Annotated in this window: 10 protein-coding genes; 1 reads left to right on the forward strand and 9 read right to left on the reverse strand. The window is 70.8% G+C overall.

All coding sequences use genetic code 11. The features are described 5' to 3' along the window. Positions 1-18: 18 nt before the first annotated feature. The 5 genes from OKJ99_RS09825 to OKJ99_RS09845 all read right to left on the reverse strand — a co-directional run bounded on the left by OKJ99_RS09825 (position 19) and on the right by OKJ99_RS09845 (position 6134). A complete protein-coding gene (locus OKJ99_RS09825) occupies positions 19-831 on the reverse strand; it encodes a carbohydrate ABC transporter permease (protein WP_326015476.1) in 813 nt (270 codons plus the stop codon). A gap of 31 nt (positions 832-862) precedes the next feature. Beyond that, positions 863-1843, reverse strand: a complete 981-nt coding sequence (locus OKJ99_RS09830) for a carbohydrate ABC transporter permease (RefSeq protein WP_326015477.1) — start codon at positions 1841-1843, stop codon at positions 863-865. Next, complete coding sequence (locus OKJ99_RS09835) at positions 1840-3171, reverse strand: ABC transporter substrate-binding protein (RefSeq protein WP_326015478.1); 1332 nt, start codon at positions 3169-3171, stop codon at positions 1840-1842. Before OKJ99_RS09835 ends, OKJ99_RS09830 begins: the two co-directional genes overlap by 4 nt. 249 nt (positions 3172-3420) lie before the next feature. Then, positions 3421-4926 carry an APC family permease gene (locus OKJ99_RS09840; protein ID WP_326015479.1) on the reverse strand — a complete coding sequence of 502 codons (1506 nt, stop codon included), beginning with the start codon at positions 4924-4926 and terminating at the stop codon, positions 3421-3423. 44 nt (positions 4927-4970) lie between these two features. Next, entirely contained in the window at positions 4971-6134 is a 1164-nt protein-coding gene (locus OKJ99_RS09845) for an aminotransferase class V-fold PLP-dependent enzyme (protein WP_326015480.1), read from the reverse strand. A 187-nt stretch (positions 6135-6321) separates the two neighbouring features. On the opposite strand from OKJ99_RS09845, the gene OKJ99_RS09850 reads away from it, so the two are divergent. After that, the gene (locus OKJ99_RS09850; protein ID WP_326015481.1) at positions 6322-7011 is read left to right on the forward strand and encodes a FadR/GntR family transcriptional regulator; all 690 of its coding nucleotides are present in this window, start codon (positions 6322-6324) and stop codon (positions 7009-7011) included. On the opposite strand, the gene OKJ99_RS09855 is transcribed toward OKJ99_RS09850, so the two are convergent. From OKJ99_RS09855 to OKJ99_RS09870, 4 genes are read right to left on the reverse strand one after another with little or no spacing between them, the layout of a single operon-like run. Continuing rightward, positions 6956-8098, reverse strand: a complete 1143-nt coding sequence (locus tag OKJ99_RS09855) for an ABC transporter ATP-binding protein (RefSeq protein WP_326015482.1) — start codon at positions 8096-8098, stop codon at positions 6956-6958. The two genes, OKJ99_RS09850 and OKJ99_RS09855, sit on opposite strands and share 56 nt — an antisense overlap. 16 nt (positions 8099-8114) lie before the next feature. Beyond that, positions 8115-9806 carry an ABC transporter permease gene (locus tag OKJ99_RS09860; protein ID WP_326015483.1) on the reverse strand — a complete coding sequence of 564 codons (1692 nt, stop codon included), beginning with the start codon at positions 9804-9806 and terminating at the stop codon, positions 8115-8117. Between the two features lie 21 nt (positions 9807-9827). Then, positions 9828-10832, reverse strand: coding sequence for an extracellular solute-binding protein (locus OKJ99_RS09865; RefSeq protein WP_326015484.1), 1005 nt, complete (start codon positions 10830-10832; stop codon positions 9828-9830). Next, the gene (locus OKJ99_RS09870; protein ID WP_326015485.1) at positions 10829-12283 is read right to left on the reverse strand and encodes a CehA/McbA family metallohydrolase; all 1455 of its coding nucleotides are present in this window, start codon (positions 12281-12283) and stop codon (positions 10829-10831) included. The genes OKJ99_RS09865 and OKJ99_RS09870 overlap by 4 nt, the downstream gene beginning before the upstream one ends. Positions 12284-12337: the final 54 nt, after the last annotated feature.

The following is a 12337-nucleotide window of genomic DNA, read 5'->3' on the forward strand; positions in this document are numbered from 1 at the left end:
GGGTGCGGTTACGGGGGTTCAGCGGGTGGCGGCGGTGACGCCGCGCAGGAAGAGGCCGCGGAACGTCAGGAAGACGACGAGGGTGGGCAGGGAGACGATCAGCGCGCCGGCCAGGATGACGGGCGGTCCTGACGAGGCGTAGGCGTTGTTGAGGCTGGTGAGGGCGGCCATCACCGGTTGGACGTCGGGGCTGCGGGTGAGTGTGATGCCGAACAGCAGGTCGTTCCAGACGGCGGTGAACTGGAAGATGAACGCGGCCGCCAGGCTGGAGCCCATCAGCGGCACATGGATGCGCCAGAAGATCCGCCGGAACGAGGCACCGTCGATCATCGCGGCCTCGGTCACCTCGGGCGGCATGGTGGTCATCTGGTTGCGGATCAGGAAGAAGGCGAAGGGGACGGCCCACGCCACGTAGATGAGCATGAGGCCGAGCCGGGTGTCGTAGAGGTTGCCCTCGGCGTACATGCCGAACAGCGGCGCGAGGAACATCTGGAGCGGGAAGAGGGTCCCCGAGTAGATGAGCCAGAACCAGAACGCGGGCCTCGGGATCGGCAGCACCACCACGGCGAACGCGGCCATGGCGGCGACGAGCACGGCGGCCGCGCCGCACACCACCGCGTACAGCAGGGAGCTGAGGAAGCTCTCGCCGATGCCCGCGTCGTTCCAGGCGGTCACGAGGTTGTCCAGAAGCGCGAAGCCGTTCGGCGTCCAGGCCGCCGTGCCGCTGTACGAGCCGACGGGGGTCAGCGCGTTCACGACCAGCAGGTACAGGGGCACCAGCCAGAGCAGCACACAGCCGCCGACGAAGAGATTGCGGAAGGTCTTTCCCACGGGTGTCACTCCTTGTCGAACACGGCTCGGGTCAGCGCGGGGACGTCTCGGGCAGCTGCCGGCGCAGATACAGCCACGAGGAGGCGACGACGATGACGGACAGGACGAGGGCGATCGCGGAGCCGTAGCCGATGTGGAAGAGCCGGAAGGTCTCGCGGTACATGGTCAGCGCGAGGGTCTCGGAGGAGCGGGCGGGGCCGCCCTGGGTGAGGACCCAGATCATGTCGAAGGCCTTGAGGCTGTTGACGATGGCCATGCCGACCACCACGACGGTCACGGACCGCAGTTGGGGCAGTGTGATGTGTCGGAACATCCGCCAGCCGCGCGCCCCGTCCAGTTCGGCGGCCTCGATGGTCTCGCGCGGGATGGCGCGCAGGCCGATGGCGAAGAGGACGACGTTGAGCCCTGTGGCCTGCCAGGTGCTGGCCACGATCATGGAGAGGGTGTTCTGCGGCCACTCCAGGAGCCAGGGCTGGGCGAGGGAGCCGAGGCCGATGGCGTCGAGGACCTGGTTGAGGGAGCCCTCCGAGGTGAGGATGAACTTCCACAGCACGGCGGTGGCGGCGCCCGAGACCGCGTACGGCAGCACGATGACGGTCTGCGCGATCAGCCCGAAGCGCATCCGGTGCGTGGCCACAGCGATGGCGAGTCCCGCGAGGACCGGGAGCAGCAGGGTGCCCGCCACCCACATCACGGTGTTGAGCAGCGAGCGGCCGAAGATGGGGTCGGCTGCGAGCCGCGTGAAGTTGTCGAGGCCGGTGAAGTGGCTGGTGAAGCCGTTGTCCTCGAAGAAGCTGCCGTAGATGCTGCGCAGGAACGGGTACACGAGGAGCACGCCCACGAACAGCAGGGCGGGCAGCGCCCACGGGACGCCGGAGAGCGGGCCACCGAGTCGGCCCGTGCCCTTCCCGCCGCCGCCCGCCCGGTGGGGTGTGCGGGTGGGGATCCGGCGGCGCGGCGGTGTCACCTTGGTGGCTTCGACGGGTGCGGTCGTCCGCACGGTCCCGCTCATGCCGCTTCCGCCTCCCGCCATACCGGCCATGCCTCGTCGGCGCGGCCCTGCATCGTGCGCAGCACCGACCGGTACGAGGACGGGTCGATCAGGGCGGCGGCGAGGTCGTCGACGGTGGACTCGACGAGTTCGGGCGGGCCCAGCTCCCAGAAGCGGTTGAGCTTGCGGGCCTTCGTCTCGCGCACGGTGCGGGTGACACCCTCGATCATCACGTTCGCGGGTGGGACGGCCGGGTTCGGGCAGCCGTCGTGCAGGGCGTGCGAGAAGGCCTTCATGACCTGGGGGTGTGTCCAGGCGCCCGCGGCGCGCAGCGCCTCCGCGCGGTCGGGTCCGCGGACCGTGCACACCAGGGCGCTGCTCTCGAAGACCACGGCGGGGCGGACGCGGGTGTTCTGCATGGGCAGCACGAACGCGTCGACGTTCTTGCCTGGCTTGCCGCCGAGCCCCGTGAAGGTCCCGCCGAGCCAGGAGCCGCAGGCCACCATGCCGACCTTGCCGTGCAGCACACCCGCGGCGGCCGTGGCGTGTTCCATGTCGAGGGACGTGAACCAGTGCTTGTCGGCGAAGGACGCGATGGTGCGCATGGCCTGCTGGGCGGGCTCGTCGGTGTAGCGGGCGCGCCCGTTCATGAGGTCGTCGTAGAACTGGGGGTTCTGCCGGGTGAGGATCTCCTGGAACCAGATGAACGCGGGCCACCGGCCGGCCGTCGTCGCGTGCAGCGGTGTGATGCCCGCGCGCTTGAGGCGGTCGGCGGTGTGCAGGAAGGCGTCCCAGGTCTCCGGCTTCTTCAGGCCGTTGGCCCGGAAGACCTCCGGGTTGTAGAAGAAGACGTAGTACGCGAGGTTCATCGGCAGTCCGTAGACGCGGCCGCGGTAGCTGAGCGCGTCCCGCAGGGCCGGGTCGGCCCAGCCCTTGCGGACGGCGCCCGCCCACTGGTCGGACAGGTCCTCGATGCCGCCGGTGCGGGCGAGGTCCTGGAGCCGGTAGCCGGACCAGTACTTGAGCATGTCCGGTGTCTTGTTGGTGCGCAGCGAGGACTTGACGACCTGCTCGAAGGACTCCAGGGACGGGATGACCTCGGGCACGAGCCCGATGCCGTCGACCTTGCGCATCGCCTCGCCCGCCGCCTTGATCGGCGGCGCCCACGTCGGGTTGTCGCCGTGCAGGGCCACCTTGCCGGGAGGCTGCCCGGAGGCGGTGCCGCACGCCGTGAGGAGCGGCGCCGACGCGGTGGCCACGGCGCCGGCGGCGGCCGCCCGCAGAAGTGCGCGTCTGCCGGGCCTCGCGGCCGGTAGAGCTGGACCGATGGACGGGTGACGGCCTGTCATGGGGCGGCTCCCTCAGGCGGACTCAAGATCGTGTTATCGATAACACGCGATGCCGGGAGCATGGCGCGTCCACGCGCGGGGCGTCAATGGGCGCGTCGGGGCGAATCTTCGGGCGGGCGTGTGACGTGGTGTTCGCGCGCGAATCGACGGGGCGTCCGGTGACACACCAGAGCCGGACATGCCGCGCAAGGAACGGGCGGCATGTCCGGCTCGTGGCGCACGGCCGGGCTCAGTGGTCTGGATCAGGCCCTACGTGTGCAGGGTCTCCTCCGGCTCCGGGGACCGGGCCGCCGCCTCACCGGCCAACTCCCCCGAGGCGACACGGCTGTTGCGCCGCCCCCACACCCCGTAGATGACAAGGCCCACCGCCATCCACGCCAGGAACCGCACCCAGGTGATCAGCGGCAGGCTGCCCACGAGGAGCAGGCACAGGAGCAGTGCCACGACGGGGACGACCGGGACCCATGGTGTGCGGAAGCCGCGCGGCAGGTCGGGGCGGGTGCGGCGCAGGTGCATCACGCCGACGCAGACGACCACGAACGACGTCAGCATGCCGATGTTGCCGAGTTCGGCGAGGTCCTGGATGGGCAGGACCGCCGTCATGAAGGCGACCATCAGGCCCAGCGTCCAGGTGATGCGGCGCGGGCTGCGCGTGGCCGGGTGGACGTGGGAGAACCATTCGGGCAGCAGTCGGTCGCGGCTCATCGCGAGGAAGACCCGGCTCTGCCCGAGCAGCATGATCATGACGACGGTGGTGAGCCCGCAGATGGCGCCGATGCCGACGACCCGCACCGCCCAGTCCGCGCCGACGGAGGCGAGCGCCGCGGTCACCGGGGCGCCCGTGTTCAGATGCGGGTACGCGCGCATGCCGGTGATGACGAGGGACACGGCGACGTACAGGGTGGCGCAGACGGCCACGGTCGCCATCAGGGCGATGGGGAGCGTGCGTTGGGGCCGCTTGGCCTCTTCCGCGTTGCTGGCCATGATGTCGAAACCGGAGTACGCGCCGAAGACGATCGCCCCGCCGGTGAGGATGCCCGCGAAGCCGAACGTGGCGTTGGTGCTGATGCCGGCCCAGCCGAGCAGCGGCTGCTCCCAGAAGTCGCCGTCACCGCCCGGCGGCCGCGAATCGGGTATGAACGGCGACCAGTTGGCGACGTCGATGTGGAACACGCCGACGCACAGGAAGACGACGATCGCGGCCAGCTTGACCAGCGTCATGACCGTGTTTACGCGCGCGGTCGTGCGGACGCTGGAGGACAGGATCGCGGTGAGGACGAGGATGATCAGGACGGCGGGCACATTGACCACGGCGTCGGGCCCGACGATCGACGTCGGCAGGTGCACACCGAACGTGGCGAGGAAGTCCGCGACGTACTGCGCCCATCCGCTGGCCACCGCCCCCGCGCCCATCGTCATGTCGAGGATCAGGTCCCAGCCGATGAGCCACGCCACCAGCTCGCCGAGCGAGACGTACGCGAAGGTGTACGCGCTGCCCGCGACCGGCACGGTGGAGGCGAACTCCATGTAGCAGAGCGCCACCAGGGCGGAGGCGACGGCGCCGAGCAGGTAGGACAGGGCGATGGCGGGACCCGCGTAGTTGGCGGCCGCGGTGCCCGTGAGCACGAAGATGCCCGCGCCGATCGTGACGCCGACGCCCATCATGCTGAGCTGGAGCGGCCCCAAGGAACGGGCGAGCCGGGTCGCGGGGCGTTCGGCGTCCCGAAGGGTCGCCTCGATGGATTTGGTGCGCACGCTGACTGGTCCTTCGGGAGGGGACGTGGTTCGGACACGGGCTTTTACGAGGCGGTCGCCAGTGCCGACGGCAGCTGGTCGGCCAGGTACGCGTAGTCCTTGCGGTCGTTGTAGAGGTGCGCGGACAGGCGGAGGAAGCCGCGGCCGTTCCATGTCGTGACGGCCGTCTCGCAGCCGATCGTGTCGGCGAGGTGGCGTTGCAGCGCGTGCGCGGCGTCCTGGTCGTCCGCAGCGCCCTCGGGCAGCGGCACGAGGCGCATGGCCGGGGCCGGGCTGCCGCCGACCGGAGCGGTGTCCACGCCCAGCGCCTCCGCGAGCAACTGCTGTGCCTCCCCCGCCAGTTCGGCCATGTGCCGACGGGCGGCGTCCCAGCCGAAGCGCTCCTCGACGAACTCCAGGGAGCGCGGCGCCGCGAGCCAGGGGGCGAGGTCCACCGTGCCCTGCTGGTCGAAGCGCTCGGGGAACGGGTAGGGCGCGCCCCAGGAGTCGGTCAGCGGGTACAGCCGCTGCGCCCGCTCGCCGCGTGCCACGAGGGCCGCCGTGCCGCGGGGCGCGCAGGGCCACTTGTGCAGGTTGCCCACCCAGAAGTCGGCCTCGCCCGCGTCGGCGAGGGGGTCGGCGAGCATGCCGGGCGCGTGCGCCCCGTCGACGAGGACGAGGGCTCCTGCCGCGTGCGCGTGCGCGGCGATGTCGGCGACGGGGAAGAGGCGGGCGGTGGCGGAGGTGATCTGGTCGACGACCACGAGGGAGGTCGGCGCGCCGGTGTCCGCGAGGGCGTCGGCGAACAGCGCGCCGATCTCCGTGGGTGTCGCGTCGAGCGGGATGTGCAGGGTCCGTACGTGCGCGCCCGCACGCTCGGCCGCCCGGGTCACTCCCATGGTGACGGCGCCGTAGGAGTGGTCCGTCAGCAGCACCTGGCTGCCGGCGGGGAGGTCGAGGGAGCCCAGGACCGTACTGATCCCGGCGCTGGCGTTGGGCACGAGCGCGAGGGTGTCCGGGGCGACGCGCAGGTGCCGGGCAATGTCGGTGCGGGCCCGGGCCACGCGCTCAGGGAGTCCGCGGAACCATCGGCAGGGGTTGGCCTCCATCTCCGTGCGCAGCGCCCGCAATTCGTCGAGGGTGACACGGGGCACGGCGCCGAAGGAGCCGTGGTTGAGGTGGCGTACGTCGGGGTCGAGCGCCCAGGCGTCGAGGGGGTGGGAAGACATGTCACTCCGCGAGTCATCCGATGACTGTGTTCGGTCGGGTCGTACTCGCAGGACCGTAGGCCGTAAATTGCTCTCTGAACAGGGATAGTTGGCAATCGTGAGAATCTCTCTCGCGGCCTGCACACTACCCACCACGGGATTCATCGGATGACTCCTCGGACGATCCGAGGACAAAGGGGGCAAGACGATGACGGCCACCGACACGGCGGCAGCCGGACTGCGGGCGATGATCGCGAGCGGCGAGCTGACCGCGGGCGCGCAGCTGCCGCCGGAGCCCGACCTGTGCGCCCGGCTCGGTGTGTCACGCGGTTCGCTGCGCGAGGCGGTGCGCTCACTCGCGGCGCTCGGGATGCTCGAACCCCGGCACGGCGCGGGCACGTTCGTCTCCGCGCTGCGTCCTGCGCACATGCTGGCGGGCTTCGCCGCGATGGTCGACGTACTCCCCCTCGACGGCATCCTGGAACTCTTCGACACCCGCCGCGCCGTGGAGTGCCACGCTGCCGCGCTGGCGGCGGCCCGCGCCGACGGGCAGGTGATCGCGCGGCTGCGGGAGCTGCAGGCGCGCCTGAGCGCGACCGGGGACGAGCAGGAACTCCACGACCTGGACCACGAGTTCCACACCACGATCTGCGCGGCCTCCGGCAACGAGACCCTGGCCGCGCTCGCCGGCGTCCTGCGCTCGCGGGGCCGCCATTACAACGTGTACGGCTCCTCGCAGGGCACGGCGGTCCGTGCCGCGAGCGACCAGGGCCACGAGGCGCTCATCGACGCGCTGGCCGCCCACGACCCCACCGCGGCGGCAGCGGCGGCGGGCGCACACCTCACCCGGACGGAGAGCTGGCTGCGGCAGTTGCGCCCGGAGCCGGAACCGGGCTGACGCGGCGGTCGATCGGGACGAGGCAGCCGCCGAGCGCGCGGAGTCCGACCGTGTCGCCCGGACCGGCCGTCAGCGGCGCGCGATGGGCGACGAGGCAGCGGGTGCCGTCGGCGAGGCGGACCGAACTGGTGCGGCCCCTGCCGTGGTACGTGGTGCGCTCGAGGGTGCCTTCCCAATGGCACTCGGCGTGCCCGGGCTCGACCACGGTGATGTCCTCCGGGCGCAGGGCCAGTTGGCACGATCCGTGTTCGCGCTCGTGTACGCCCTCCGGGATCTCGGTGAGGGGCCGGGCGGCCGGCAGGTCGGGCACGAAGCCCGTCGGCGTGCACCGGCCCGCGATCAGCGTGACCTGGCCGACGAAGGACGCCACGAAGGAGGTAGCGGGGCGCTCGTAGATGTCGGACGGCGAACCGACCTGTTCGATGCGGCCGTTGTTCATGACCGCGACGACATCGGACATCTCCAGCGCCTCCTCCTGGTCATGGGTGACGTAGACGGCGGTGATCCCGGCCTCGCGCTGGAGGGTGAGCAGTTCGTGGCGCATGTCGACGCGCATCTTCGCGTCGAGGTTGGACAGCGGCTCGTCGAGCAGCAGGACGGTCGGGCGCAGCGCCAGGGCGCGGGCCATCGCCACGCGTTGCTGCTGGCCGCCGGAGAGCTGGCCGGGGAAGGCGTCGGCGCGCTGGGCGAGGCCGACCTGGTCGAGAGTCGCGTGCACACGGCGGGCGATCTCGGTCTTGGACAGCTTGCGGAGCTTCAGGCCGTACGCGACGTTCTCGCTCACCCGCATCTGCGGCCACAGCGCGTAGTTCTGGAACACGAACCCGACGTCCCGCTTCCAGGGCGGGACGGTCGCCACGTCCCGGTCGCCGAAGCTCACCGAGCCGCTGGTCGCCGTCTCGAATCCGGCGAGGATGCGCAGCAGCGTGGTCTTCCCGCAGCCGGAGGGCCCGAGCAGGGTGGTGAAGGATCCGGCGGGGACGGACAGGTCGATGCCGTCCAGCGCGAGGTGCTTGGGGAACTGCTTGCGGACACCGGAGATGGTGACGCCCACGGAGGCGACGGAAGCGGGCAGGTCTGTGGCCATGTTGGGTGGGATCCCGTCACGAGGTTCTGAGGTCGGAGAAGCGGCGCCGGACGAAGTACAGGGGCACGTAGACGCTGACCATCAGGACGACGGTCATCGCGGAGGCGACGCCGAACGGGCTGCCGGGCTGCACCGCGTTGTTGAAGATCACGACGGTCATCGTGACGAAGGGGACCGCGTAGACCATGATCGTGGCGCTCAGTTCGGTGATCATCTGGAGGAACGCGACGGTGCCTCCGGAGACCACGGCCGGCCGGATGGCGGGCAGCGTCGCCTGCCGGAACGCCCGCAGGGGCTTGGCCCCGACACTGATCGCGGCTTCTTCGAGGGCCGGGTGCACCTGGGTCATGGCGGCCTCGACCGACTTCATGAAGTACGGCAGGCGCCGGGTCAGATAGACGAGCACGATGATGGTCGCCGTCCCGGTGAGGATGAGCGGCGCGCTGTTGAAGCTGAGGATGAGGCCGATGGCGAGGACGGTGCCCGGCAGGATGTACGGGATCATCACCATGATGTTGAGCGCCGGGGCGAGGACCCGATAGCGGCGGCGCACCGTGATGTAGGCGGTGAGGACGCCGACGAGGATGCACAGCACGCAGCCGATGCCGGCGAGGACGAAGCTGGTGAGGATCGTGCCCAGGTCCTCGGCGAACAGCTGCCGGTAGTTGGCGAGGGTGGGCGTCCAGGTCAGGATGCCGGTCTGCCAGGTCAGGAAGCTGGTCCCGATGACGACGAGATGCGGCACGAAGGACAGGAAGAACACGAGGCAGAGCCAGCCGGTCATGAGGACCTTCTGGGCCCGGCCGACCGGCTGCAGCGGCCGGGTGCGCACGCCCACCGACGCGTAGGTCCTGCGCCTCAGTGCCCACTGCTGCACGGCGAGGGTGGCGCCGGCGACGGCGAGCATGACCAGGCTGGCGGAGGAGGCGAGGGCGGGGTTGGTGCTGACCTCGCTGAGGAACTCGTTGTAGACCTGCACCGGCAGCATGCGGTAGCCGCCGCCGATGATGAGCGGGGTGCCGAAGTCCGCGAAGATCTTCATCGCGGCGGTGTAGAAGCCGGTGACGAGGGCCGGAACGGCGAGCGGCAGGACGATGCGCAGCCGGGTGCGCCACGGGTGGCTGCCCACGCTTGAGGCTGCTTCGTCGAGGCTCGGGTCGATGGACCGGAAGGTGTCGTAGGCGATCAGGAAGGTCATGGACTGGGTGGCCCAGATGGTCACCCAGATGATGCCGCCCGGCCCGATGATGGTGTCGAACGGCAGTGGGAGGACGTCGGTGAGGATGCCACCGCGGCCGAGCAGCATGACCCAGGCGTAGGCGCCGAGGAACGGCGGCGAGACGGTCGCCATGGTCGCGAGGGTGAGGAAGAGGCTGCGCCGCGGCAGGTCGTACTGCGCCAGCAGATACGCGGCCGGAATCCCCACCAGGCAGGACAGCAGCCCGGCGGCGAGGGACACCACCACCGAGTGCCACAGGGCCTCGGTGAAGCGGGCGGTGGTGAAGAACTCCGCGAAGTGCGCGAGGGTCGCCCCGCCGTGGCCGTCGCTGAAGGCCGCCGTCACGATGCGCAGTTGGGGCAGCACGACGATGGCGAGCAGCAACAGGGTGAGCAGGACGGCGATGAGGACCCAGATGCCGGGGCGGCGGCGCGGCCGGCGGGCGGCAGCCGCGGTCCGCTGCTCGGGCGGGGTGTCGGTCGTGGTCATGTGACGTTCCGCGCCCCGCCGCTACTTGGCGCCCGACGCGTCGTCGAACTGGTCGAGCACCTTCGGCTGCTCGCTCACGAACTCCTCGGGCGACGTGGCCAGATGGAGGCTCTTGCCCTCGGCGAGTCCGGCCGGCGCGGGCAGGTCGGTGCGGGCGGAGCGGCGGCCGACGGCGTCGCTCATGACCTGCTGTCCCTTGGCGGACATGAGGTAGTCGACGAAGGTCTTCGCGTTGGCGGTGTGGGGCGCGTCCTTGATGACGGCCGCGGCGCCGATCTGGTTGGAGACCACGTCGGTCGGATAGACCAGCTTGAGCGGCGCCTTGGCCTTCACCCAGGCATTGCCCAGGTCCTCGTTGATGAAGGCCACCGGGAACTCGCCGTTGCGTACGCCCTTGAACATGGCGTCGCTGCTGTCGGTGACCTTGGCGTTGGGGAGGAACCTGTCGACGTAGTCCCAGCCGTACTTGCTCACCATGGCGGCGAGAACCGAGTAACCGGTCCCGGAGGAACGGGGGTTGGCGAAGCCGATGCCGCCCTGCTGCTTCCACTTCGGGTCGGCGAGGTCGTTCATCGCCTTCGGATAGTCGGCCGGGTTCTTCACGCGGTCGGTGTTGACGGCGATGGCCTGGTAGAGCAGATCGGTGGCGTGCCACTGGTGCTTGGGGTCGGTGGCCACCATGTGCGTGTCCTGGTCGAGTTCGGCCGGCGCCCAGATCCCCTTGCCCGCGACGGCCTTGTAGTTCTCGATGGAGCCGCCCCACGCGACGTCACCGAGGGGGTTGGCCTTCTCGCCCTGGATACGGCTCATGAGCGGGCCGGTGCCGGAGATCGCGGTGAGCGTCACCTTGATGTCGGGGTGGGCCTTCTCGAAGGCCTTCACGATGGGGCCTGTCACCTCGGGCCCGGAGGAGGTGTAGACGACGAGTCCCTTGCTGTCACCGGACTTCTGCCCGCCGACGACGGAGCTGCAGGCGGTGAGGGCGAGCGCGGTGACGGCGAGGACACAGACACGTACGGATCTCATGCGGAGTGCCTTTCTGCTTCCCGCGGGGACGTGGCGGCGACCCACACGGGGTTGGAGACGGCGAGTGAGGAGGCGTGCGAGCGATTGCACGAGGCCCAGAAGTAGGGGTCGTCGCTGGAGGCGTGCAGCTCGGCGCGGTAGGGGCCGGGGAGCGGGCGCGGGTCGGTCACGCGGATGCGCGCGGGCCCGTCGGCCGCCACCGGTTCCATGTGCCAGAGCAGTCCGCCGCGCAGGATGAACAGCACGGCGGGGCGCGGTGTGTCGAGCTCTACGTCGAGGTGGACGGGCCCGTCCAGGGGCACGGTCCCGCCCATTCCGCACTGCCCAGCGGCGGTCCGGGCGGAGAGCCGCAGCCCGGCCCCGCGCGACACATAGGCCTCGCCCGCCCGCAGCGCCCCGAGGATGCCCTCGCGGCTGCGCTCCGCCCGTACGACGGTGGTGACTTGGCCGAGCCGGTGTTCGGGCTTCTGGGGGTGGTGGCAGTCGGTGCCGGCGACGCCGGTGATGCGGTGCCCCGAGCCGAGCAGCCGGTCCCAGAGTCCGACGGCCGCGTCGTTATTGGCCCCCTGACCGAAGTTGTCGATCTCCAGGAGGTCGACGTCGTCCCAGGTGTGGTCGTCCCTGCGCCACGCCTGGCGGCCGCTGAAGGGATGGTTGACACCCACGAGCCCGTCCTGGGCATGCACGTCGCGGGCGGCGTCGGCGAAGTCCCAGCCGTCGGCGTCGACGTAGGTGCCGGGCCACCGGGACAGGCCGTGCAGGTTGGCGTGGCCGAAGTGGGAGGTCAGCTCGATGGAGCGGAGGAGGACGAGTCCTTCGGCGGCCCCCTGCTCCTCCAGGCGCGCGAGTTCCGCCCAGTGGCTCGACGTGAAGTGGTCGCTGACGGCGAGGAAGTCGAGGCCGGCGGCGCGCGCGGCGTCGAGCAGGGCGGGGAGGTCGGCGGAGCCGTCGCTGTGCAGGGAGTGCGAGTGGAGTTCGCCGCGGAGCCAGGTGGGGGGCGACGGCGGTACCGGCGCCGCCCGCACAACTCCCGTACGCCCGACAGCGGTTACGGCACGACCGGCGTCGGCATCGGCATCGGCATCGGCGACGAACACCCGCAGCTCGTAGCTCCCGCCCTGGGTGAACCGGTCGAGGTCGATGCGGATGGTCCACTCGCCGGCGGGCAGCGGTCCCGCGTGGCAGCCGAGGTCGGCGTGCTCCTCCCCCACCTCGAAGGACAGTCGGCGGGGCCCGGGGTCACCGGGGCACTGCACGTGGCCGCGCAGGAACCCGCCGGGGTCGAGGGCGGCCGCGTAGAGCTGGAAGCAGTCGGTGACCTTCTCGAAGTCCAACTCGACGCGGAGCGTGCCGACACCCTCGGGGAGGGCGAGGACACGGTCCAGGTAGTGCTCCGTGATCGACGCGGGGTCGATGGTGCGGGTCTCCCGCAGAACACGGCGGCTGCTCACCCGGCCTCCTTGAAGTGCACCATGAGCGCCACCGGCCCCGGCGATCACCCCGGC

This window comes from Streptomyces endophyticus, from assembly GCF_035798155.1.
Taxonomy (GTDB): Bacteria; Actinomycetota; Actinomycetes; order Streptomycetales; family Streptomycetaceae; genus Streptomyces; species Streptomyces endophyticus.